This is a genomic window from uncultured Mediterranea sp., assembly GCF_902493215.1.
Lineage (GTDB): Bacteria > Bacteroidota > Bacteroidia > Bacteroidales > Bacteroidaceae > Bacteroides.
The window spans coordinates 29,538-53,237 of the sequence record NZ_CABUOL010000006.1 but is presented as its reverse complement, the minus strand read 5'-3'; the positions used below and the strand labels follow the sequence as shown (position 1 = coordinate 53,237).

General features: G+C 54.8%; 18 protein-coding genes. 11 read left to right on the top strand and 7 right to left on the bottom strand.

All coding sequences use genetic code 11. The features are described from left to right. Positions 1-180 precede the first annotated feature (180 nt). A complete protein-coding gene (miaB, locus tag RDO88_RS05340; protein WP_307758393.1) occupies positions 181-1,554 on the bottom strand; it encodes a tRNA (N6-isopentenyl adenosine(37)-C2)-methylthiotransferase MiaB in 1,374 nt (457 codons plus the stop codon). Positions 1,555-2,086: 532 nt separating this feature from the next. Between miaB and RDO88_RS05335 the strand changes: the two genes are divergently transcribed. Beyond that, the gene (locus RDO88_RS05335) at positions 2,087-2,500 is read left to right on the top strand and encodes a hypothetical protein (protein WP_307758392.1); all 414 of its coding nucleotides are present in this window, start codon (positions 2,087-2,089) and stop codon (positions 2,498-2,500) included. A gap of 67 nt (positions 2,501-2,567) precedes the next feature. Further along, positions 2,568-4,064 (top strand): succinate CoA transferase, encoded by a 1,497-nt coding sequence (locus RDO88_RS05330; RefSeq protein WP_307758391.1) that lies wholly within the window; start codon positions 2,568-2,570, stop codon positions 4,062-4,064. 92 nt (positions 4,065-4,156) lie between these two features. Here the strand turns inward: RDO88_RS05330 and RDO88_RS05325 are convergent, their stop codons facing one another. From RDO88_RS05325 to RDO88_RS05315, 3 genes are all read right to left on the bottom strand, one after another. Next, complete coding sequence (locus tag RDO88_RS05325) at positions 4,157-5,518, bottom strand: efflux transporter outer membrane subunit (protein WP_307758390.1); 1,362 nt, start codon at positions 5,516-5,518, stop codon at positions 4,157-4,159. A gap of 28 nt (positions 5,519-5,546) precedes the next feature. Then, positions 5,547-8,741: an efflux RND transporter permease subunit gene (locus tag RDO88_RS05320; protein WP_307758389.1), complete on the bottom strand. Its 3,195-nt coding sequence runs from the start codon at positions 8,739-8,741 to the stop codon at positions 5,547-5,549. A gap of 94 nt (positions 8,742-8,835) precedes the next feature. Continuing rightward, positions 8,836-9,945, bottom strand: a complete 1,110-nt coding sequence (locus RDO88_RS05315) for an efflux RND transporter periplasmic adaptor subunit (protein WP_307758388.1) — start codon at positions 9,943-9,945, stop codon at positions 8,836-8,838. A 295-nt stretch (positions 9,946-10,240) separates the two neighbouring features. Here RDO88_RS05315 and RDO88_RS05310 point away from each other — a divergent pair, with 295 nt between their 5' ends. The 8 genes from RDO88_RS05310 (at position 10,241) to trpA (ending at position 18,265) form a co-directional block, all read left to right on the top strand. Then, a complete protein-coding gene (locus RDO88_RS05310; protein WP_307758387.1) occupies positions 10,241-11,203 on the top strand; it encodes a helix-turn-helix domain-containing protein in 963 nt (320 codons plus the stop codon). A 334-nt stretch (positions 11,204-11,537) separates the two neighbouring features. Then, positions 11,538-12,728, top strand: a complete 1,191-nt coding sequence (gene trpB / locus RDO88_RS05305; protein ID WP_307758386.1) for a tryptophan synthase subunit beta — start codon at positions 11,538-11,540, stop codon at positions 12,726-12,728. Continuing rightward, positions 12,725-14,122 (top strand): chorismate-binding protein, encoded by a 1,398-nt coding sequence (locus RDO88_RS05300; RefSeq protein ID WP_307758385.1) that lies wholly within the window; start codon positions 12,725-12,727, stop codon positions 14,120-14,122. Before trpB ends, RDO88_RS05300 begins: the two co-directional genes overlap by 4 nt. A 17-nt stretch (positions 14,123-14,139) precedes the next feature. Continuing rightward, positions 14,140-14,976, top strand: a complete 837-nt coding sequence (gene trpC, locus RDO88_RS05295) for an indole-3-glycerol phosphate synthase TrpC (RefSeq protein ID WP_307758384.1) — start codon at positions 14,140-14,142, stop codon at positions 14,974-14,976. Further along, positions 14,973-15,590 (top strand): phosphoribosylanthranilate isomerase, encoded by a 618-nt coding sequence (locus tag RDO88_RS05290; RefSeq protein ID WP_307758383.1) that lies wholly within the window; start codon positions 14,973-14,975, stop codon positions 15,588-15,590. The genes trpC and RDO88_RS05290 overlap by 4 nt, the downstream gene beginning before the upstream one ends. A 27-nt stretch (positions 15,591-15,617) precedes the next feature. Further along, positions 15,618-16,202 carry a gamma-glutamyl-gamma-aminobutyrate hydrolase family protein gene (locus RDO88_RS05285; protein WP_307758382.1) on the top strand — a complete coding sequence of 195 codons (585 nt, stop codon included), beginning with the start codon at positions 15,618-15,620 and terminating at the stop codon, positions 16,200-16,202. A gap of 276 nt (positions 16,203-16,478) precedes the next feature. After that, on the top strand, positions 16,479-17,474 hold the full coding sequence (gene trpD / locus RDO88_RS05280) for an anthranilate phosphoribosyltransferase (protein WP_307758381.1): 996 nt from the start codon (positions 16,479-16,481) through the stop codon (positions 17,472-17,474). A gap of 11 nt (positions 17,475-17,485) precedes the next feature. After that, positions 17,486-18,265, top strand: a complete 780-nt coding sequence (trpA, locus tag RDO88_RS05275) for a tryptophan synthase subunit alpha (protein ID WP_307758380.1) — start codon at positions 17,486-17,488, stop codon at positions 18,263-18,265. A gap of 3 nt (positions 18,266-18,268) precedes the next feature. On the opposite strand, the gene dacB is transcribed toward trpA, so the two are convergent. From dacB to RDO88_RS05260, 3 genes are all read right to left on the bottom strand, one after another. After that, the gene (dacB, locus tag RDO88_RS05270; protein WP_374043901.1) at positions 18,269-19,738 is read right to left on the bottom strand and encodes a D-alanyl-D-alanine carboxypeptidase/D-alanyl-D-alanine-endopeptidase; all 1,470 of its coding nucleotides are present in this window, start codon (positions 19,736-19,738) and stop codon (positions 18,269-18,271) included. 104 nt (positions 19,739-19,842) lie between these two features. Next, the gene (lpdA, locus tag RDO88_RS05265; protein WP_307758378.1) at positions 19,843-21,192 is read right to left on the bottom strand and encodes a dihydrolipoyl dehydrogenase; all 1,350 of its coding nucleotides are present in this window, start codon (positions 21,190-21,192) and stop codon (positions 19,843-19,845) included. Between the two features lie 28 nt (positions 21,193-21,220). Beyond that, positions 21,221-23,119, bottom strand: coding sequence for a thioredoxin-like domain-containing protein (locus RDO88_RS05260; protein WP_307758377.1), 1,899 nt, complete (start codon positions 23,117-23,119; stop codon positions 21,221-21,223). 194 nt (positions 23,120-23,313) lie between these two features. On the opposite strand from RDO88_RS05260, the gene RDO88_RS05255 reads away from it, so the two are divergent. Then, entirely contained in the window at positions 23,314-23,694 is a 381-nt protein-coding gene (locus RDO88_RS05255) for a winged helix-turn-helix transcriptional regulator (RefSeq protein WP_307758376.1), read from the top strand. The last annotated feature ends 6 nt before the right edge of the window (positions 23,695-23,700 follow it).

Genomic DNA, 23,700 nt, shown 5'->3' with positions numbered 1-23,700 from the left:
TGGAGGAAACAGGCCGGAAAGCCTTTTTAGAGGAAGATGTTTCTATGTTTGAAACATAGGGGGCTTATGTTTGAAACATAGACCCCGAATGTTTGAAACATAAGCCCCCTGGGATTGAAACCCATCTTTTCACGGCTTCGGGACCCACGGCCCGAGGAACCGCTTATTTGTAAAGTTTGTTCATCGAGCAACTTCTTCGCCCAACAGCGTGGCCGAGCTGGAGCCAGTGATGCGCACCGTCACCAAGTCGCCCACGCGGTGCGTACCACGGTCGAACACCACCACGCGGTTCTGCTCCGTGCGGCCGAAGAGCTGGTCGCGGCTGCGCTTCGACACGCCCTCGACCAGCACCTCGTAGGTCTTGCCCACGCAACGCGCGTTGGCTTCGGCCGAGAGGCGGTTCTGCAAGGCGATGATTTCGTTCAGACGGCGGATTTTCACCTCTTCGGGAATGTCGTCGGGCAGGTGCTTGGAGGCATAGGTACCGGGGCGCTCGCTGTACTTGAACATGAAGGCGGAGTCGTAGGCGCACTCCTCCATCAGCGAAAGCGACTGCTGGTGGTCTTCCTCCGTCTCGCTGTGGAAGCCGCTGAAGATGTCGGTCGAAAGCCCGCAGTCGGGGATGATGCGGCGGATGGCGGCCACACGCTCCAGATACCACTCGCGGTCGTACTTGCGGTTCATCAGCTTCAGGATGCGGCTGCTGCCACTCTGCACGGGCAGGTGGATGTGGCGGCACACGTTGGGTTCCTCGGCAATGACGTACAGCGTCTCGTCGCTCATATCCTTGGGATGCGAGGTAGTGAAGCGGATGCGCATCGAAGGAGCGGCCTGAGCCACCGTGCGCAGCAATGTGGGGAAGGTGATGACTTCGCCGTCGGGCCGCTCGAAGCGGTAGGAGTTGACGTTCTGCCCCAGCAGGGTCACTTCCTTGTAGCCTTTCTGCTGCAGGTCGGCCACTTCGCGCAGGATGCTCTCCACATCGCGGCTGCGTTCGCGTCCGCGGGTGTAGGGCACGATGCAGTAGGTACAGAAATTGTTGCACCCGCGCATAATGGACACGAAACCCGAAATGTGGTTGCCGCAGATGCGCGAGGGAATGACGTCACGATAGGTTTCCGTAGTCGAAAGCTCCACATTGATAGCCTTCTCGCCCGCCTCGACGGAGGCAATCAGTTCGGGCAACGTCAGGTAGGCATCAGGACCTACGACAAGGTCCACATGATGATGTTCGATGAGGTCGTCCTTCACACGCTCGGCCATGCAGCCCAGGACACCCACAATGAGGTGCGGCCGCTTCTTCTTGAGCGAATGGAAGAACTCCAGTCGGTTCAATATCTTCTGCTCGGCGTTGTCGCGGATGGAACAGGTGTTCATGAACACCGCGTCGGCATCGTCCAGCGTCTCGGCCATACCATACCCCGCCATCTGCATCACAGAGGCAATTACTTCACTGTCGGCCACGTTCATCTGGCAGCCGTACGTCTCGATAAACAGTTTCTTTTCACTGTCGGCAGTCGCAGATTTAAAGTCTGCTCCCATCTTCTTTTCCATATAAATAAATGTATATTAGTTCGTTCGGGCGACAAAGATAGTGCAAACCCGGGGAAGTACCACATTATTTAAAATAAGAAAAGATAAAAGAAGGCACCAAACAGGCATTTCACCATGCTTCCATCCCATGCCCACACCGAAAGCCGGCAGCAACTTTCCTGACGAAGTCTCAGACTTCCGGCTCCCTCCAAAGCGTTTTCGCAACTTGAAAGGAGAATTTTCTTGCAAGAGAAAAAACAGGAATAAGCTTAAATCCGTTCTTTGTGTGCCCACACAAGACCTTTTTCCCTATAATTTCGAATAAAAACGTTAATTATAATTAATACAGTGAACAATTTAGAAAGTATGTTTGGAGATTATCGGCAAAATTCACAAATTTATGCATCGAAAAAAAACATTAGATTTTTTCATAGTTAAGGTTTAGGTTAAAAAAATTAGGGGAGCTGTGAAGCTACCCTTTTTTATTGCCCTTTTATTGGCTATAATCAGATAATTTGGTTATCTTTGGCGGTAGAATTAACACACCCTGAGTATGGAAGATCTCTTAAAATTTCTGCTAGTGGCAGGTGTCATCATCATCGGATTCGTCAAACAGGCCAAAAAGGAAGCCCGGCACCAGACGGTCTCTCCCGAAGATGAAGATGACATGCCTCATCCCCGCCCAACTCACCCACTGCCAGAGAGTTGGGAAGGCATTCCAATCCCGCCCGTACAGCCTGAAGAGAGACAACCCAAAAACAAAAAACGCAAGCAGGCTGCCAAGCCTTTCATCCCGAAAAACCATGAGACGCAGCCAAACGCGCCCCGTACCCAGCCGACAATACAGACTCCACAAACAAACAACAGACCCGAATCCGAAGATGCATCTCCCGATATCGACATCCAGTCGATAGAAGAAATACGCAGGGGAATCATCTGGTCGGAAATCTTGCAGAGGAAATATTGAGAAACAATACGACATACAGTTAAACTCAAAAAAACAATATTTTAAAAGAAAGTAATGATATAGAATTATGGCATTCAACTACATTTCGGCAGCCGAAGCTGCCAGTCTTATCAAACATGGCTACAACATCGGCCTGAGCGGATTTACTCCCGCAGGAACAGCCAAGGCCGTAACGGCCGAACTGGCCAAAATCGCAGAAGCGGAACATGCCAAAGGAAATCCTTTCCAGGTGGGAATCTTTACAGGTGCGTCGACCGGTGACTCGTGCGACGGCGTATTGTCGCGCGCCAAAGCCATCCGCTACCGCGCCCCCTATACAACCAACGCCGACTTCCGCAAGGCTGTGAACAACGGCGAAATAGCCTACAACGACATTCACCTCTCTCAGATGGCTCAGGAACTGCGCTACGGCTTCATGGGCAAAGTAGACATTGCTATCATCGAGGCTTGCGAAGTGACTCCCGACGGCAAAATCTACCTGACCGCTGCCGGAGGTATCGCACCTACCGTCTGCCGCATGGCCGATAAAATCATTATCGAACTGAATGCTGCCCACAGCAAGGCTGCCATGGGTCTGCACGACGTATACGAACCGCTCGATCCGCCTTACCGCCGCGAGATACCTATCTACAAGCCCAGCGACCGCATCGGAACTCCCTACATACAGGTAGATCCCAAGAAAATTGTGGGCGTGGTAGAAACCAACTGGCCCGACGAAGCCCGTTCGTTTGCCGCCGCCGATCCGCTGACCGACAAAATCGGACAGAACGTGGCCGACTTCCTGGTAGCCGATATGAAACGGGGCATCATCCCCTCCACCTTCCTGCCTTTGCAGAGCGGTGTAGGAAACATCGCCAATGCCGTGCTCAGCGCCCTGGGTCACGACAAGACCATCCCGCCCTTCGAAATGTACACCGAGGTTATCCAGAACTCCGTTATCGGCCTCATCCGTGAAGGACGCATCAAGTTCGGCAGCGCCTGCTCGCTCACCGTCACCAACGACTGCCTGCAGGGCATCTACGACGACATGGACTTCTTCCGCGACAAACTGGTACTCCGCCCGTCCGAAATTTCCAACAGCCCCGAAGTGGTACGCCGGTTGGGTATCATCTCCATCAATACAGCCATCGAGGCCGACCTTTACGGCAACGTCAACTCCACACACATCGGAGGTACCAAGATGATGAACGGCATCGGCGGCAGCGGCGACTTCACGCGCAATGCCTACATCTCGATCTTCACCTGTCCCTCTGTGGCCAAGGAAGGCAAGATCAGCGCCATTGTACCGATGATTTCACACCACGACCATACGGAACACGACGTCAACATCATCGTGACCGAACAAGGTGTGGCCGACCTGCGTGGCAAGAGCCCGAAGGAACGTGCACAGGCCATCATCGAGAACTGTGTACATCCCGACTACAAGAACCTGTTGTGGGATTACCTGAAGCTGACCGACGGCAAGTCGCAGACTCCGCACGCCATCCGTGCTGCCCTGGGCATGCACGCCGAACTGGCCAAGAGCGGTGATATGAGAAATACCGACTGGGCACAATATCAATAACCGGCTTCTACCAAAGACAAAAAGAGAGCCATCCCTAGAAATCACTTCTGAGGATGGCTCATTTTCATATGGATAAGTATAAAGAGAGTATATTATTCCTTTCCTCCACCCAATGCACAATAAAGAGTAATCACACTCTGTATTTCACTAAAGCGATTGGCTGTTTGGGTCAGTTGGGCCATAAGCAGATTCTGCTTTGCAGTAAGTACCTCCAAATAAGTTGTAGTACCATGTTCCATAAGCAGTGAAGTACTCTTTACGGCTTTTTGCAAAGAAGCCACCTGCCTGTCCAGCAACAGGCTCTTGTCACGGCTGGTCTGCCAGGCTGTCAATGCATCGTTCACTTCGCTGCCTGCATTCAGCAATGTCTGTTGGAAAGCGAGCGAAGCTTCTTCCTGTTGCGCCTTGCTGATTTTCAGCTGACCGAGCAATTGTCCACGGGCAAAGAGCGGCTGAGTAAGCGAACCGACGGCCGAGGCAAGAAACTTGCCGGGGTTGACTATCATTGATCCGGCCGAATTGGTCCATCCGGCACTTCCACTCAACGTAATGGAAGGATAAAATGCCGAACGTGCGGCATTCGTTGCATAGAAAGCCGCCTCCAAAGAACGTTCGGCCATACGTACATCAGGACGATTGGCGAGCAACTGCATGGGGACACCTGCAGACAGTTCATCAGGCATTTTCATATCGGCCAGCGTACCCCGTTCATAAGAGCGGGGCGTTTCGGCCAGCAACAAGGCAAGACTGTTTTCCGCCTGATTGATCTGCTCCTTCAGGTCGAGCACAGAAGCCTGTACCTCGTAACAGGCTGCTTCCATCTGTGCCACAGCCGCCTCGTCTGCCTTTCCGGCATTCATCAAGGCGCGGGTAGAACGAACTGTTTCCTCCCATGCCTTAGCCGTCTCCTGCGAAAGGAGCAGCTGGTCGTCGAGCATCAGCAACGTATAATAAGTATTCGCAATACCGGCTATGAGCTGTGTACGGACGGCCTGCTTGTAATCCAGACTCTGAGCATAGAGAGCCTGTGCCTGCCGCTTGTTGTTACGCATCTTCCCAAAGATATCGACCTCCCAACTGGCAGTAACAGGCAGCGAATAGGTCTGTGCAGCCTTTCCGCCGTCGAAACTGCTGACAGTCCCCTGCGGAGCCAGGGCAAATGAAGGCAGATAAGCCAGTTTGGACGAAAGCAGAGTAGCCTCCGCTTCCTTTATACGAAGCTGTGCAGACAGATAATCGGTGTTGTTCGACAACCCCTGTTCAATATAAGCCTGCAAGTGCGGGTCGGTGAAGAGTTCGTGCCAATCTACACTGCCAAGGCTGGTCGTATCTTCGGTGGTGAATATCTCTCCGTAAAGATTGTCGGGTACAGTCTCGGCCGGCTTATACTTGGTGTATATACCGCAACTGCTTAACAACGCAGCAGCGGTTGAAAATAAGATAAGTTTCTTCATATTTGTTGACGGATTGTTTTTTTAAGAATTACGACTCCTTCTCATTAAATCCACTACGTTCGGCCAAGCTTCTTTCGCGCTCCAACAGCACTTGGGCATCGGCTTCCAGTTCCTGATGCGGACGGATCTTTTCCTGCATATATTCGAAGACGATATAGAACACCGGCACCACAAAGAGCAGTGCAAGAGTTCCTACAAGCATACCACCCACGACGGTAGTACCCAATGAAGAGTTACCATTGGCACCCGCACCTGTAGAAAACATCAAGGGAATCATACCGAAAATCATGGTAAGTACCGTCATCAGGATAGGACGGAAACGTACCTGTGCGGCTGCATAAGCCGACTCGATAAGCCCCATGCCCTTGCGCCGGCGCTCGATGGCAAACTCCGTAATCAGGATGGCCGTCTTGGCCAACAGACCGATAAGCATAATCATACCTGTCTGCATATAAATGTTGTTCTCCAACCCGAAGAGCTTGGCAAACAGGAACGATCCGAACATACCGAACGGCACAGAGAGGATAACGGCAAACGGTACCAAGAAGCTCTCGTAAAGACAGGCCAGAATCAGGTAAATCAGGAAGACGCAAATAGCGTAGATAAACACTGTCTGGAACTGGCTGGTATTGGCCTCCTCACGCGAAATGCCACCATACTCATAACTGTAGCCCGAAGGCAACATCTGTTCGGCCACTTCGGATATCGCTTTCTGTACCTCACCGGTAGAATAACCTTCGGCCACATTCACGTTGACAGAGATAGAACTGAACAGATTGAAACGGTTCTTGATTTCAGCACCTTCGGTCTTGGTCAGCGTGACGAACTGGCTGAGAGGAGCCATCTCCGTACCGTTGCGCACAAACATATTACTCAGATCCATCTGGTCCAAACGGTATTTGGGGTCGGCCTGAAGCATCACACGATACATTTTGCCGAACTTATTATAGTTGGACACGTACGAACCACCACAGTAACTACCCAATACGCTCAGCACTTCGTTGGGTGAAATACCAGCACGCATACACTTGGCAGCATCTACATCTACCGAAATCTGCGGGAAGTTCTCAGCATAGGTCGTATAAGCCATTGCTACCTCCGGACGCTGGTTCAGTGCACCGAGATACTGCAGTACGGCGTGATAGAATGTGGTCATGTCGCCACCCGTCTTGTCCTGCATGTTCAGTTCCACCGAGTTACCCATACCGTAGCCTGGAATCATAGGTGTCTGGAAACAGAATATCTGGGCATCCTTTATCTGGGCAAACTGGGCATTGAGGCGTCCCATCACGGCTTCGGCCGAATGTTCACTGCCACTACGTTCGCTCCAGTCTTTCAGACGGATGATAATCATACCGTACGACGTACCCTGTCCTGAAAGGAAACCGTAACCGGCTACACGCTGGAAGTGGGCTACTTCGGGAGTATTGGTCAGAATGGCATCCACTTTATCCAATACCTGGGTAGTCTCCTTCAGTGTACTACCCGGAGCCGTGCTGACATTGGCCATGATGGTACCCTGGTCTTCCTGTGGTACAAGTCCCGTTTTGGTGGTGTTCATAAAGAATACCAGCAGTACAGCAGCAGCTGCCAGAGCTGCCCAACACATCCAACGATGGTGGATAGCAAACATCACTCCTTTCTTATACTTGCCCAACAAAGCGGTATAAGAAGCGTTGTAGGCGGCACGGACACGACCATTGATACTCTTGGCACTTTTGGTTCCCGAAGCAGGACGCATCAGCAAAGCACACAATGCCGGGCACAGTGTCAGGGCACATATCATGGAAAGACCTACGGAGGTAGCCATGGTAATACCGAACTGTGTGTAGAAAACACCGGATGTACCACCCATGAAAGTCACAGGGATAAACACGGCCATGAACACACAGGTACAGGAAATGATGGCCATTGTCACATCGCCCATCGCATCTTTGGTAGCAAGGTAAGGCGACTTGTAGCCGGAATCGAACTTCTCCTGCACCGCCTCGACCACCACAATGGCATCGTCCACCACCGTACCGATGGCCAGCACCAACGCAAACATGGTCAAGATGTTCAAACTGAATCCGGCGGCAATCAGACAGGCAAACGTACCTACCAGCGAAACAATGATAGAAATAGAAGGAATAAGCGTACTCTTGAAATCCTGCAAGAAGAAGTATACCACCAGGATAACCAGAATAATGGCAATCACCAAGGTCTCTACAATACTATATATGGAGGCATACAAAAAGTCATTGGAGCTCATCAGATTGACAAACTCCAATCCTTCGGGCAGATCTTTCGACAGTTCATCGAGCAAAGCCGAGATTTCGGCATTTACGGCAGTAGCGTTCGATCCGGCTGTCTGGAAGGCCATGAAGGCAATGGCTGTCTTACCGTCCATCTCACCCTGGTAACTATAGCTCAATGCACCCAGCTCTACTTCGGCCACATCCTTCAGACGAAGAACAGAACCGTCTTCCTGCGCACGTACAACAATGTTTTCAAAGTCAGATACTTCTTTCAGACGGCCACGATACTTCATGGTAAGCTGGTACACATTATCCGAGTTCTCGCCCAATGAGCCCGTAGGTGCCTCCAGGTTCTGCATAGCCAGCACTGCACTGATGTCCGAAGGTACCAGGCCGTACTGGGCCATGCGGTCGGGCTTCATCCAGATACGGATACTGTAGGGGGCATTCATTGCCATCACATCGCCCACACCGGCAATACGCTTGATCTGGGGCACAACATTGATGTCAAGGTAATTTCCGATAAATGCCTGGTCGTAACGCCCGTTGGTGCAGACCAATGAATTGATTTGGAGAAAACTGGTCTGACGTTTCTGCGTAGTCACACCGATTTGTGTTACCTCGGCCGGCAACAATCCCTGTGCCTGCGTCACACGATTCTGTACGTTCACTGCCGCCATATCGGGGTCGGTACCTTGCTTGAAGTAAACCTGTATGGTAGCCGAACCGTTATTGGTAGCTGTCGAGGTCATATAAATCATGTTTTCTACACCGTTGATGCTTTCCTCCAACGGCATGATGACACCGTTCATCACGGCATCGGCATCGGCACCCGTATAAGTGGCAGACACGTATACCGTAGGTGGTGCAATATCGGGATATTGTTCCACAGGCAGTGTAAAAAGAGAGATAAGGCCGATAGCAAAAATCAGGACGGAGATGGAAATTGCCATCACCGGCCGTTTGATAAATATATTTCCTTTCATAATGCTTATAGTTTATCAGAGTCGGGAAGTAAAAGAATACTTTTTCCTTTCCTTTCTTCAACTCCCGAAAGTTTCCCTAAAGAAGAAACCTGAATTATTTTATCTGCATACCCTCTCTCAACAATCCGGCTCCTTTTGCCACAATTTCTTCCCCCGGCTTCAGACCATCCATTACCACAAACTCACGTCCGTCGCTTATCGGAGCAACCGAAACCAGTGCGGAAGCAGCCTTGCCATCCACTACCTTATATACCAAATACTTGTCTTGCATCTGTACGGCAGCCCCCTGTGGAATGACGATACAGTCTTTATAGACACTGGGAATAGAAACGCTGCCGGAGGCTCCACTATGCAGCAAGCGTGCTTCATTGGGGAACACGGCACGTGCAATGACCGTACCCGTCTGGCGGTCAATGACACCACTGATCGATTCAATCTTACCTTTCTCTCCGTAAACGGAATTATCATTCAGTGTCAATGCTACCTCTGGCATATTTTTCAAGGCCTCGTCCATCGAACCATACTGACGGGTGAGAGAAAGCAACTGATTTTCGGTCATAGAGAAATAGACATACATCGTACTGTTATCACTCACTGTCGTAAGAGGTTGCGCCATGGCCGAACTTACCAACGCACCGACACGATAGGGTAAAGCACCAACCACACCGTCACTGGGACTTTTCACCTCGGTATACGAAAGGTTATTGCGGGCATTCACTTCCTGTGCCTCGGCCTGTGCCAGTTGTGCCTTGGCTGTGAGGAAACTGTTTTCAGCAGTCTTCAGACTGAATTCCGATACAACCTTCTGCGTATACAATTCCTTCTGACTGTCATAATTCAGCTGAGCGGTGGCCAAAGAAGCACGGGCTGTTTCCACATTGGCTTCAGCTGTTTTCAAAGCCGCCCTATAGGGTACCTGGTCGATAACAAAGAGCAACTGCCCCCGACGTACCACTTCACCTTCGGTCACACAAAGACGCACAATAGTACCCGATACCTGTGGATAGATGTCAATGTCCTGCCTTCCGCGAATGGTAGCGGAATAAGAAGTAGAAAGTTCCTTGTCGGTGGTACCCACCGTCATAGTCTCGTAAGAAGAGGATTGCATTACCGCATTCGGTGCCTGCTTGCACGATGCCAATCCAAAAACTGTACAACCGATAAGTGTCATCAGTCGCACCTGTCTGATCTTAAACTTTTTCATGTCCAACTAATTGATTTAAAATTGGCACAAAGATAGAAGAATAGAACAAGCCATATGTTATCTAAATTCCCGTATAGATGTCCCATATTCCCTACCTCATACTTAAAAAATACTACAGGACGAATAATAGGACAGCCTTTATGAGAAATAGAACAACTCAATTCTACCAATATTCCCCAACTTTGCAACGGGAGAAAAGAACAGTCTTCCAGATTACCGGCCCGTAAACTGGAGTACCTTTATATTATGTCATTCACAGGGCCAGATGAAATTATGCAATTCTAATAAATATAATATGTATACGAACGAAAAAACAATCATTACAGTCGATATTGATGATTTCAAGAAGTACAAAGAAGAAACAAAGGGAGAATATGTAGATTATGTAGACGATAATGTCATAGTGGCACGTAACATGGAAAAACTTCCCTACTCCAACCGGATGATAAGGCTGAATCTTTTCATCATCGTTGCCTGCATTGAAGGAAAAATGCAACTGAACATCAACAAAAAGGACTATCAGTTACAGGCAGGAGAAGCATTTGTCTGCCTGCCAACCATGATTATAAGCAACATGCTCCTTAGTCCACAGCACAAAGTCAGCCTGATAGGCTTTTCAACCAAATTCCTGCAACAGACGGTAAAACGGGAAAAGGCAGCAGAAAAAGCCTTGTATTATCTCTATAAGAATCCTGTTTTTGCCAAATCACCGGAAGAAAAAACAAAAGAAAGCCAGAATTTCAATCTGTATTATCAGCTGATTATGGACAAAATCAGTGATTCCTCACATCGTTATCGCCAGGAAATTTTGGGATATCTCTTCTCTGCCCTGTTCTATGAAATGCTGGCAGGAATCCAGAAACATTCCGATGAAACCGAAGAGACGGGAGTAGAAGCCAAACGAAGCAAGCATATCTTCAAACTGTTCATGGAAGAACTGACAGCCGACGGAGGAATACACCGCTCTGTAAGCCACTATGCCGACCGACTGTGCTATTCAGCCAAATACATCTCGGCAGCCATTAAGGAAGTCAGTGGACATACTCCGACAGAATGGATCAATGAATATGCCATCGAACAAATAAAATACCAGTTGAAACATTCAGAGAAGTCTATCAAAGAAATAGCAGAGATGTTCAACTTCCCCAATCAGTCTTTTTTTGGCAAATATGTAAAGGCTCATATAGGCATGTCTCCAGCCCGATATCGTGTTCATTCGGACAACGAAGAACAAGACAACCCACAAAACGAATCTTAAAAATGCTCCCACTACATAACTTTTTTCAAGAGAAAGCTTGTGTTTCCAATTAAAATGCATACATTTGCCTCCGTTAAGCATTAAAACGTAAACAAAGAATGACAATCAACCTGCATAAATATTGGTGGTGGCAACCGTTACAACTCATACAAAGTCGTAAAGGGGGCAACACTCGTATATGCAGTCATTGATACACCGCTTCTATCCTCCGAAAGGATTAGGACAGCCGGAAAGGACAAGCAAAAAGAAAAGAGCTTCGCCGCAACTTGCGACGGAGCTCTTTTTCTTTTTATCCCAATCCCGAAAACAATAAACTTCAAAATACATTACAACAATGAACTATTCAATCGATTCAAACGGCTATTACGGTGAATTCGGCGGAGCCTACATCCCCGAAATCCTGCACCGCTGTGTCAGCCAACTACAGGAAGCCTGCCGTACCATCCTGCCCAGTGATGATTTCAAACGCGAATTCGAAGACCTGCTGCAGCACTATGTAGGTCGCCCGTCGCCGCTCTACCATGCCCGCCGCCTGTCCGAGAAATACGGCTGCAAAGTATATCTGAAGCGGGAAGACCTGAACCACACGGGGGCTCATAAGATCAACAACGCCGTAGGCCAGATGCTGCTGGCCCGCCGCATGGGCAAGCGGCGCATCATTGCCGAGACCGGTGCCGGACAGCACGGCGTGGCAGCCGCTACCGTCTGCGCCCTGGCCGGCATGGAGTGTATGGTCTTCATGGGGAAGACCGACATCGAACGCCAGCATGTCAATGTGGAGAAGATGAAGATGCTGGGTGCACAGGTGGTACCCGTCACCTCGGGCAATGCCACCCTGAAGGATGCCACCAACGAGGCCATCCGCTACTGGTGCTGCCACCCCGACGATACCTATTACCTGATAGGTTCTACCGTAGGCCCGCATCCTTACCCGCAACTGGTGGCCCACCTGCAGTCGGTCATCGGCGAGGAGATTGCCCGCCAGCTGACCGAGCTCGAAGGGCGCGAGCACCCCGACCACCTGGTGGCCTGCGTGGGTGGAGGCAGCAATGCCGCCGGTACCCTGCTGCGCTTCCTGGACGATCCGCGGGTACACATCGTACTGGCCGAAGCAGGAGGACTGGGTGTGGATTCTGGCAAAACAGCGGCCACCTTGTCGCTGGGACGTACAGGCATTCTGCACGGTGCACGCACCTACGTCATTCAGGACGAGGACGGACAAGTGACCGAACCCTACTCCATCTCCGCCGGACTGGACTATCCTGGCATCGGCCCCCTGCACGCCCACCTGGCCGCCACGAAGCGCGCCGACGTTCTGGCCGTCAACGACGACGAGGCCCTGCGTGCTGCCTATGAACTGACCCGACTGGAAGGCATTATCCCCGCACTGGAGAGCGCCCACGCACTGGCTATACTCCCCCGCCTCCAGACCAAACCCGACGATGTGGTCGTCATCACCGTATCGGGCCGTGGCGACAAAGACATGGACACCTATCTGAAACATCAAAACGAATACAACTTATGACTTACCGTTACACTACCCGAACACGTACCCTGCCCGGCGACATCCACACTCCGGTCAGCACGTACCTGAAACTGCGCGACCTCTTCCCGCAAAGTGCCCTCATGGAGAGTTCCGACTATCACGGAGGCGAAAACGGCCGTTCCTTCATCGGCCTCTGTCCCATCGCCTCCATCAGTATAGGACACGGCATCGTCGTAACCCGAATGCCCGACGGCTCACGGCAGGAGAACTCGCTGGAAGCCGAAGGAGGGATGGCTCCGGCCCTGAACCACTTCCTGTCCCACTTCCAGGTTACAGGCGAAGGAAGCCGCTACTGCGGTCTGTACGGCTACACCTCGTTCAACGCCGTGCGCTACCTTGAAGGTATCGCTGTGAAGGACAGCCGACAAGCGCTGAATGACGCTCCTGACACCCTCTATATCCTCTACAGATACCTCATCGTCTTCAACGACTTCAACCACGAACTGATGCTCGTCGAAATGCTGGGCGAGGGCGAGGCCAGCGGTCTGGACCAAGTACAGACCGCCGTAATGAACCGTAACTTCCCCACTTACGGTTTCCACCCTACGGGAGAAGTGACCTCCACACTGACCGACGACGAACACCGCGCCAACATCCGCCGGGCCATTGCCCACTGCCTGCGGGGCGACGTGTTCCAGATGGTCCTGTCGCGCCGCTTCGAACAACGGTTCGAAGGCGACGACTTCAACCTCTACCGTGCCCTGCGCAGCGTCAATTCTTCGCCCTACCTCTTCTATTTCGACTTCGGAGGCTTCCGCATCTTCGGTTCCTCACCCGAAACGCACTGCCGCATCGCCGACGGACGGGCCTATATCGACCCCATAGCGGGTACCACCCGACGCACGGGCAACCGCGAAGAAGACGAGGCTGCCACCCGACGTCTGCTGGACGACCCCAAGGAGAACGCCGAACACGTGATGCTCGTCGATCTGGCACGCAACGACCTGGCACGCAACTGTACCGACGTGCGCGTGGACTTCTTCCGTGAACCGCAGCTGTACAGCCACGTCATCCACCTCGTCAGTCGCGTCAGCGGTGACCTGCGACCGGAAGCCAATGCCGTAAAAACCTTCCTCGACACTTTCCCCGCCGGCACACTGAGCGGTGCACCCAAGGTACGGGCCATGCAGCTCATCAGCGAGCTGGAGCCGCACAACCGCGGTGCCTACGGCGGATGCATCGGCTTCATCGGGCTGGACGGTTCGCTCAACCAGGCCATCACCATCCGCACCTTCGTGAGCCGCAACAGCATACTATGGTTTCAGGCAGGCGGTGGCATCGTGGCCAAGAGCAATGTGGAGAACGAATTGCAGGAAGTGAACAACAAGCTGGCGGCCCTGCGCCGCGCCATCGAACTGGCACAAAACTTTTAACCCAAGAAGACATGACAATGGAAAGAGACATTTTGAAAGAAATCATCGCACACAAACGCGAAGAGGTGGAGACGCAGAAACGCCACCTCACTGCCGACCAGCTGGCAACAGCAGCCGACAGAAAGGAACAACGCACTACCCATAGCCTGAAACAGGCCCTGGCAGCCTCGCCCACGGGCATCATCGCCGAGTTCAAACGCCGTTCGCCGTCGAAGGGCTGGATCAACCGCGAGGCACGGCCCGACGAAGTAGTCCCCCAATACGAAGCCACAGGGGCCGCCGCCCTTTCCATCCTGACGGACGAGGCTTTCTTTGCCGGCAGACTGGGTGACCTCACTACTGCACGGCCGCTCACCACCCTACCCATCCTGCGCAAGGACTTCGTCATCGACCCTTACCAGTTGTTGCAGGCACGTGCGGCAGGGGCTGATGCCGTGCTGCTCATCGCCGCCTGCCTCGACAGAAGTCAGTGCAGCGAACTGGCGCAACAGGCCCACGAACTGGGGCTGGAGGTCCTGCTCGAACTGCATGCACCCGACGAACTGGACTACCTGGACTGCCGCCCCGACCTCGTAGGGGTGAACAACCGCAGCCTGGGTACCTTCCACACCGATGCCTCGCATGCCGTCGACCTGGCTGAAGCCTTGGCGCAAGCCACGGCAAGCACGGACCCTCACCCGCTGATGGTGGCCGAAAGCGGTATCCACGATGCCGAGACGGCCTGCCTCCTGCGCCGCCACGGCTACCGCGGACTGCTCATCGGCGAACGCTTCATGCGGAACGAATGCCCGGGCGACGAACTGCACGCGTTCATCCAACAGATGTCTCACCTTCAAACCTCCTCCGCCTTATGAACCTGCTTGTCAAAGTATGCGGCATGACCGACGGCGAGAACATCCGCCGGGTCGAGGAGCTGGGCGTGGACTTCATCGGCTTCGTGTTCTACCCCCGTTCGCCCCGCTTCGTCTATCAGATGCCGGACTACCTGCCCCGTCAGGCCCGGCGCATCGGAGTATTTGTCAACGAGACCAAGGAAACCGTACTGACGTATGCCGACCGCTTCGAACTGGACTATGTGCAGCTGCACGGCAAGGAGTCGCCTCTGTACTGCCAATCATTGCGCGAAAGCCACGGGCTGAAGGTCATCAAGGCCTTCCACCTGGCCACCCTGCGCGACGTGGCCGCCACAGAAGCCTACCACGGCACCTGCGACTACTTTCTCTTCGAGAGCAAGACGCCCCAGCTGGGCGGCACGGGACGGCAGTTCGACTGGAGCCTGCTCCACCGCTACGCCGGCCGCACACCGTTCTTCCTGAGCGGAGGCCTCAACGCAGGCAGCGCAAATGCCATCCGTCAGTTCCATCATCCACAACTGGCAGGCATCGACCTCAACAGCCGCTTCGAGACGACTCCCGGCCTGAAGGACGTGGAACGCCTGCGCGGCTTCCTGCAAGAGTTAACCCAATAACTGAATGACTTAAAGACTTACATCCACATGAACCACATTGCTATTATAGACAACTACGACTCGTTCACCTACAACCTGGTGCAACTGGTCGAACAGGCAGGCGCACGGGTCACCGTACTGCGCAACGACCGCTTCGCCCTGCCCGACCTCGCAGCCTACGACAAGCTGCTGCTCTCGCCCGGTCCCGGCATCCCGCAGGAAGCCGGACTGCTGATGCCCGTCATCCGTACCTATGCCACGGCCAAACCCATCCTGGGCGTCTGTCTGGGCGAACAGGCCATCGGCGAGGCTTTCGGCGCACGGCTGTGCAACCTCTCCGACGTCTTCCACGGCGTGCAGACCGAAATCAGCCTCGACGGTCCCGACACGGCCGACGACTACCTCTTCGACGGTCTGCCCCGCCGCCTGGCCGTGGGCCGCTACCACTCGTGGGTCGTCAGCCGCGAGGGCCTGCCCGACGTGCTGGCCGTCACCGCCGTGAGCGACGAGGGCCTCATCATGGGTCTGCGCCACCGCACGCTGGACGTGCACGGCATCCAGTTCCACCCTGAATCGGTACTGACACCTCTGGGCGAACGCATCATCCGCAACTGGACAGAGCACGCGTCATGAACCGGGAATCTGTAAAGCAATCTTACGAAGCCCGACACATGCCATCCTTCGCCCCGTTCGCCCCAAAACCTCCCTCGAACCCCGCTCAGGACACCTTCTGAAGGGGGATACAGGACCCCACGAGTGGGGTACAATAGGAAGGCACTCGTGGGGTACCAACATACCCCACGAGTGGGGTGCACTGATATCCCACGGGTGGGGTACAACAGCAGGTCACGAGTGCTCTGCGACGCGCCCAATTCGTACATATTATTTACCATAAACCATCAACTGCACATGAAACAGATACTTTCCCGACTCTTCAACCACGAGCACCTGAGCGAGGCCGAGGCCCGCCAGCTGCTGCTCGACATCACGGCCGGCCACTACCCCGACGCACAGGTGGCTGCCCTGCTGACGGCCTTCTGCATGCGCGACATCACCGTGGACGAGCTGACCGGCTTCCGCGAGGCGCTGATGCAGACACGCGTACCCATCGACTTCGCCCCCTACCGCCCCATCGACATCGTGGGCACCGGGGGCGACGGCAAGAACACGTTCAACATCTCCACCTGCGCCTGCTTTGTCGTGGCGGGCGCGGGCTACAAGGTGGCCAAGCATGGCAACTATGGCGCCACGTCGGTGAGCGGCGCGAGCGACGTCATCGAGGAGCACGGCATCCGCTTCACCGCCGACCCCGACACCCTGCGACGCAGCATGGACGAATGCAACCTGGCCTACCTGCACGCCCAGCTCTTCAACCCCGCCATGAAGTCGGTGGCCGCCGTGCGCAAGTCGTTGGGCGTGCGCACCCTGTTCAACCTGCTGGGGCCGCTCGTCAACCCCTGCCGCCCGGCCTACCAGCTGCTGGGTGTCAGCCAGTTGTCGCTGATGCGCCTCTACACCTATGTATTCTGCAAGGCGGGCATCGAGTTTGCCGTGGTCAACAGCCTCGACAATTACGACGAAATCTCTCTGACCGACGAGTTCAAGGTGATGACCCGCCGCGACGAGCGCATCTACCGCCCGCAGGAGCTGGGCTTCGACCCGGCCCGCCCCACCGACCTGCAAGGGGGCCGAAGCCGCGGGGACGCGAGCCGCATCTTCGACGCCGTACTCACCAACCGCGCCACGCCGGCCCAGAAGCACTGCGTACTGGTGAACGCCGCCTTCGCCATCCAGCTCATGGAGCCGGACAAGGAGATAGGCGAGTGCATCGACATCGCCCGCCGTTCGCTGGAAAGCGGGCAGGCGCTCAAGACACTAAAGAAATTCATTGAAATAAACCGATAGACAAGAAAACCATGAACCGTATAGACCAACTTTTCCAGACCAAGAGCAGCCGCATCCTCTCCATCTACTTCTGTGCCGGCTGCCCCACCCCCGACGGCACTGCCGCCACCATCCAGGCCCTGCAGGACGCAGGCGTGGACATGATTGAGATAGGCATCCCCTTCAGCGACCCCCTGGCCGACGGCCCCGTCATCCAGCAGGCCGCCACCACCGCGCTGCGCAATGGTATGACCCTGCGCCGCCTCTTCGACCAGCTGGCCGACATCCGCCGCACGGTACACATCCCCCTGCTGCTGATGGGCTACCTCAACCCCATCCTCCAGTTCGGCTTCGAGGCCTTCTGCCAGCGCTGCCGGGCGTGCGACATCGACGGCCTCATCATCCCCGACCTGCCCCTGCGCGAATACCGCGAGCACTACCAGACCACGGCCGAACGCTACGGCCTGCACGTAGTGATGCTCGTCACGCCCGAGACGAGCGACGAACGGGTGCGCGAAATCGACCGGCACACGGGAGGCTTCATCTACATGGTGTCGTCGGCCGCCGTGACGGGAGCCCAGCGTTCGTTCGACGAGCAGAAGCAGGCCTACTTCCGCCGCATCGACAGCCTGGGCCTGAAGCATCCGCGGCTGGTGGGCTTCGGCATCTCCAACAAGGCTACGTTCGAGGCAGCCTGCGGGGCCTCGTCGGGCGCCATCATCGGCAGCCGGTTCGTCACCCTGCTCAGCGAGGCCGGGGGCGATGCGGCTCTGGCCATCGCCCGGCTGAAGGAAGCGTTGACAAAGGATTAGTTCTTATTTCCGGATGGAAGCCTTCACCACCTCCAGACACACGGCATCCTGAAAGGCCCGTGCCTGGCGGCCCAAAAGCACGTTCTGCGTCATGATGGCGAAGGCCACCCAATGCCCCTCCGTGGTCTTCAGGTAGCCGGCCAAGGCATTGATGCCCGTATAGGAGCCGGTCTTGGCATGTACCTGCCGGAAAGCGGGCGTGCCGTAGCCCATGCGGTACTTCAGCGTGCCGTCCACCCCACTCACGGGCAGGGCCTTGTAGAGCGGCGAGAAGATGTCACTGCGCGAGTAGGCATAGCGGAGCATGGCCACAAGCAGCTCGGGCGAGAGGTAGTCGTAGTGCGACAGGCCGCACCCGTCGGCTAGGCTGTAGTGCTTCGGGTTCAGCCCGACGCGCTTGATCAAGGCCCGCATGGCGTCCAGCCCGTCCCGGGCCGACACCCGCTTCTTGCCGCCCGTAGCCAGCACGCCCGCCCGGCAGAGCATGGCTTCGGCGTTCAGGTTGTCGCTCTCCTTGAGCATCTCGTCGAGCACGGCCTGCAGGGGCGTCTCGTGTGTAGCCAGCTTCGTACATGCCTTCGTGCGGGGCAGCTCGCCAAAGCAGTAGGCCGCCTCGATGCCCGCCCGAGTGCTGTCTATGACGGCTGTACAGCGGATGCCCGCCTCCAGCAGCCGCTCCACAAAGACATGCATGAACATGCGGCCCGAGTCGAAAAGGCTGAACGAGCGCCCCTCTGCCGCCCGCACATTGCCTTGCAGGGTGATGCAGTTACCGTTCTCCATCCAGTTGCGCGCCACGCGCAGCGGTCCCGCGGCGGGCCAGTGGCTGCGCGTGTGGTTCTCTATCGTATAATAAGAGGAAGAAGGGTTGCCGATGACCAGCGCCGAGAGTCCCCGCTCGGCGGGCAGGATGGACAGCTGGAGCACGCCCTTGTTCAGCATCAGTGGCGAGAGGTAGGGCTGATAAGGAGCCGGAGCGTCGTCCCACAGCCAGCCCAATCCCCAGTAGAGCGAGTCCTTCATCGACACGTCGCCCACGATGCGGCCGTCCACCATGCGGATGCCCCGCTTCGTCAGGCCACTGATGAGCTCCTCCAGGTCGTCCGTATCAAACTCGGGGTCGAAGCCGCCCACCACGTAGAGATCTCCCTTCAGTGTATCACCCACCACGCGGCCTGTAGTCCACAGCTCCGTGCGGAAAGGCTCCATGGCGCCCGGCTGGGCCAGTGTCGTGATGGCCGTCATCATCTTCATGGTCGAAGCAGGCCGCGACAGCTTGTCGGCCTGGTGTTCGTAGAGTGTACGTCCGGCCGTCAGGTCGTAGATACAGATACCCGCGTTGCCGCCCAGCGGCAGGTCGTGCTTCACAATTGTGTCGATGCGTGCGCGCAATAGGCTGTCGGCCTGTGCGCAGACAAAAGAAAGCGGTCCCAGCAGGACCGCCCATACCAATAATCTCCAAAACATATTCATCAGTTTAGGAATTGAATATTATATCTTGGGCACGGATGACACAGAGTTCCACCAAGTTTTGAATCTTCCTCTGTGCAACTCTGTGTCCTCTGTGGTGCCCCCAATTACAACGCTTCACGGAAAATCTCACCCACCGTGGGATGCGGGAAGACTACCCTCTTCCATTCCTCAGCTTTGAGCTTCAGCTCGACGGCCATGCCGGCCAGGGTGATGATCTCGCTGGCGGGATTGCCCAGCACATGTGCTCCCAGAATGGTGTCGTCCTCGGCCAGGATAAGCTTGCAGAGGCCGTTCACACCCTCGTTCTCGGCTACGAAGCGGCCGCTATAGGCCATAGGCAGCTTGACCACACGGCAAGCAATACCTTTCCGTTGCAACGACTCTTCCGTCTCGCCCACACCCGCAATCTCGGGATTGGTATATACCACGCCGGGGATGGCGCGGTAGCTCATCGCGTCTTCCTTGCCTGCGATGTGGTTCACGGCCACTTCGGCCTCGCGCACGGCGGTATGCGCCAGGAGCGAGAAGCCCGTCAGGTCGCCACAGACATAGACGCCGGGTAGGGAGGTCTGCATGTGTTCGTCCACCACGATGCTGCCGCGCTCGGTCTTCTGCAGGTCGAGGTTCTCCAGCCCGAAGCCTTTCGTTACGGGGCGGCGGCCCACGCTCATCAGCAACCGCTCGGCCACGACGGAGCCTGCACCCTCGGCATTCTCATAACCCACCTGTACCTGCCCGCCTTCAGCCACGGCCAGCGAAACGACCTTCGTGCTGAGCATGAATTTCACGCCGCGCTTGGCATAGTCGGCCCGCAGGAGGGCGGCGAGTTCCTTGTCCATGCCGCCCAGTATCTCGTCCACCATCTCGATGACCGTCACCTGTACGCCCAGGCTGTTGAAGAACGAGGCGAACTCCATGCCGATGACTCCGCCGCCGATGATGGCCAGCGACTGGGGCAGCTCCTTGTTGTCGAGCGCGTCGCGATGCGTCCAGTAGGGCACGGTGTCCACGCCTGCAATGGGCGGAATGAACGTTTCCGAGCCCGTGCAGAGCAGCAGGTTGTCGCACTCATACACCTCTTCGCCGCAGCGCACGTGGTTCTTGTCCACCACTTCGGCCGTGCCTGTCACGATCTTTACATTGTGGGCCGTCAGCTTGGCCTTGACGCCCAGCACCAGCTTGCGCACCACCTTCTGCTTGCGGGCGATGATTTTGGGCAGGTCGAAGCCCACGTTCTCGGCCGATACGGCATACTTCGACGCATGGCGCGCACCGTCGTAGGTCTTGGCCGAATACAACAACGTCTTGGTGGGGATGCAGCCCTCGTTCAGGCAGACGCCCCCCAGGCTGTTTTTCTCGAAGAGCACAACGCTCAGTCCTGCCCGTCCGGCAGCTTCGGCGGCGGTATAGCCCGCAGGGCCTCCGCCGATAATGGCAACTTGATATCTTTCCATGGTGTTATTCTTTAATTTATATAGAGGATTATTCAATCATTCCCTTCAACGTATCCTTCATCTTCCCGTGGTCGCGGAAGTCGTTGCGGAGGCCGTACTTGCCCTGCTTGTCCACCAGCACATACGAGGGGATGCCGTCTATCTTGAACTTGTCGCAAAGGTAAGCCCACTGCTTGTCGGTGAGGCGGTAGTGCTTGCCCTTGATGCCGGGTATCATCTCCTTGTACTTGACGAGCGGGGAGGTCTGGTTGGCGATGTAGATCCACACCAGGTTGTCACTCTTCAACTCGCCGTCCTTCAGCGGCTCGTTGGCCTTGATGGCCATACGGCAGGGCGCGCACCAGGTATTCCAGAAGTCCACGAGGATGACCTTGCCCTTGTGGGGGGCGATGATGGCGTCGAAGAGCTTCTCCACAGGCACGTCGGGCGTCTGCTCGATGACGGCTTTCCCTTCGACAGCCTTGAGCAGAGCCTGCGTGTTCTCCTGCATCTTCAGCAAGGCTTCGCGCCAGAAGGGGTTCTGTACGCCGTCCAGCGTCTTCAGGTCGGCTTCGGTGAGGGCGGCGTTCGAGGCTTTCTGTACCAGAGGCAACGCCAGCTTCAGTTCGGAAGCGAAAGTACCTTCCAGACCCGCTTCCTTGGGCCATGCGATTCGGGGATTAGCTACAGCCGATGCATACTCCATCGCATGCTGCCCCATCAGCAACTTGGGGTCGGCAATGGAGAAGAGCTTGCACAGCTCCGCACGGTTCTCAGCCGTCAGCGGGTCGATTTTGAGGTCCAGAGGTGTGGAGCGGTCCCACTGGTTATGTACGCTTCTGTAATTGTGTTCGCGGAAGAAGTCGCCTTGTGCCATGGCTTCGACCGCCTCCTGCTTCAGATTGATCAAGGCCAGTTCCTTGCCTGCGGGCGGCAGCTTGCTTTGGGCGATGCTGTCCGAGAGGGCCTGATAACGGCCGATGACATGCTGTGTGTATTCGGCAGCCGTCATCTTGTAGTCGGCAAACTCACCTGTATATAAGTTCATACCATAATACTTATCCGAATACAAAGACGGCGCCGACAGGCCCGCGTATGTGCCCGAGAAGTAACAGAAGGGAATGCTCTCGAATGCCGGCAACTGTTTCTTTTCAGCCCGACGCTTCAGAATATACTGCCCGCTACGCCGCATATCCACGTAGAGGTCTATCTCCTCGCCCGGCGCCAGCCATATTTGTCCATTTACCATGCCTACGCTGACCAAAGCCTGTGCAGGTCCGTATTGCCAGAACTTGAATTCGGCCCTACCCGTTGCAGAGTCGATGGCGGCTGTATAGGGCTGCTGGCCGTTCATCAGCGTATTGAGGTAAATATTGGCTTCCTTGGTCAGCTCCTTCCGATAGCCCGAAAGGTGCATGTGTACCACCGTCTCGCCCACCTTGAACTGAGGTTCGGGCACGGCATCGGGGGCGGTTTCCGAAGCACGAACAACGTCGGCAGGAACATCGGCCGGGCGGTCGAAGGCCTTCTTGCCCGTCAGGTCGATGCCGAACAGTTTGAAGCAATCCTCGCAATCGCCCTCGATGAAATCGAACGAGCGCGTTCCGCGCGGCAGCGGTTCGAAGGTCAGCTGGAAAGAAGCCTCGCCCGACTTGGGCATCCAGAAGAGCGAATCGGCCTCGATGCCCTGCGTGCCGGTCAGGGCGTAACGCTTGCCGTCGGCCAGCAGGTAGGATTCGGAAGTGATCTTGATCCAATAGCCCGGACGGAAATAGGCATCCGTATGGAGCACGGTGGCCGTGTCGCTCAGTTCTACCTTGGAAATGTCGAGCGTCATGGTGTTGGCCGACTCAATCAGGGGGTTCTCCACGCATTTGTCCCGTTGCGTGCACGAGGCGGCCAACCACAGGGCTGCGGCTACCGTCAGAAAGGCAATCTTGTTGTGCATAATGGTCTTGATTTAATGTTGCTACAAATATAACGTGAATTCTGAATAAGCCAATAGGTATTTTATTGATTTTTTTCAGTCTTACATTAATATAAAAAATATACTTGGTAATTTAAAGTATGTAGCATATCTTTGTACACTGAAATATAATACTTGGTACAATTTATCAGAAACAGATAGTTTTATCACAATTTATGAAAAGATCTACCATTCAAGATGCTATGTTTCCCAGTTGCCCAGTGAGGAATATCATAGCAAGGCTATGTGACAAATGGGCATTGCTCGCAATTTATATTTTGGACAGGTCAGGCAAAGAAAGCATGCGTTTTATGGAACTGAAACAACAAATGCCTGACATATCACAAAGAATGTTGACAATGACACTCCGCACATTGGAGGAAGACGGATATGTCACGAGAACAATATTCTCGGAGATTCCGCCAAGAGTAGAATACGCCCTTACAGAAAGAACAAAATCATTGAAGCCTGTTCTCGATTCGCTACTCCAATGGTCTGTCGACAATATGGATGATATTATGAGCGATCGTAAAAAGAAAACTTCCACTAATGATTAATTGTCT

Coding starts and splice junctions, on each gene's coding strand:
- miaB (WP_307758393.1), bottom strand. CDS start 1,554: ATGGAAAAGAAGATGGGAGCAGACTTTAAATCTGCGACTGCCGACAGT.
- RDO88_RS05335 (WP_307758392.1), top strand. CDS start 2,087: ATGGAAGATCTCTTAAAATTTCTGCTAGTGGCAGGTGTCATCATCATC.
- RDO88_RS05330 (WP_307758391.1), top strand. CDS start 2,568: ATGGCATTCAACTACATTTCGGCAGCCGAAGCTGCCAGTCTTATCAAA.
- RDO88_RS05325 (WP_307758390.1), bottom strand. CDS start 5,518: ATGAAGAAACTTATCTTATTTTCAACCGCTGCTGCGTTGTTAAGCAGT.
- RDO88_RS05320 (WP_307758389.1), bottom strand. CDS start 8,741: ATGAAAGGAAATATATTTATCAAACGGCCGGTGATGGCAATTTCCATC.
- RDO88_RS05315 (WP_307758388.1), bottom strand. CDS start 9,945: ATGAAAAAGTTTAAGATCAGACAGGTGCGACTGATGACACTTATCGGT.
- RDO88_RS05310 (WP_307758387.1), top strand. CDS start 10,241: ATGTATACGAACGAAAAAACAATCATTACAGTCGATATTGATGATTTC.
- trpB (WP_307758386.1), top strand. CDS start 11,538: ATGAACTATTCAATCGATTCAAACGGCTATTACGGTGAATTCGGCGGA.
- RDO88_RS05300 (WP_307758385.1), top strand. CDS start 12,725: ATGACTTACCGTTACACTACCCGAACACGTACCCTGCCCGGCGACATC.
- trpC (WP_307758384.1), top strand. CDS start 14,140: ATGGAAAGAGACATTTTGAAAGAAATCATCGCACACAAACGCGAAGAG.
- RDO88_RS05290 (WP_307758383.1), top strand. CDS start 14,973: ATGAACCTGCTTGTCAAAGTATGCGGCATGACCGACGGCGAGAACATC.
- RDO88_RS05285 (WP_307758382.1), top strand. CDS start 15,618: ATGAACCACATTGCTATTATAGACAACTACGACTCGTTCACCTACAAC.
- trpD (WP_307758381.1), top strand. CDS start 16,479: ATGAAACAGATACTTTCCCGACTCTTCAACCACGAGCACCTGAGCGAG.
- trpA (WP_307758380.1), top strand. CDS start 17,486: ATGAACCGTATAGACCAACTTTTCCAGACCAAGAGCAGCCGCATCCTC.
- dacB (WP_374043901.1), bottom strand. CDS start 19,738: ATGAATATGTTTTGGAGATTATTGGTATGGGCGGTCCTGCTGGGACCG.
- lpdA (WP_307758378.1), bottom strand. CDS start 21,192: ATGGAAAGATATCAAGTTGCCATTATCGGCGGAGGCCCTGCGGGCTAT.
- RDO88_RS05260 (WP_307758377.1), bottom strand. CDS start 23,119: ATGCACAACAAGATTGCCTTTCTGACGGTAGCCGCAGCCCTGTGGTTG.
- RDO88_RS05255 (WP_307758376.1), top strand. CDS start 23,314: ATGAAAAGATCTACCATTCAAGATGCTATGTTTCCCAGTTGCCCAGTG.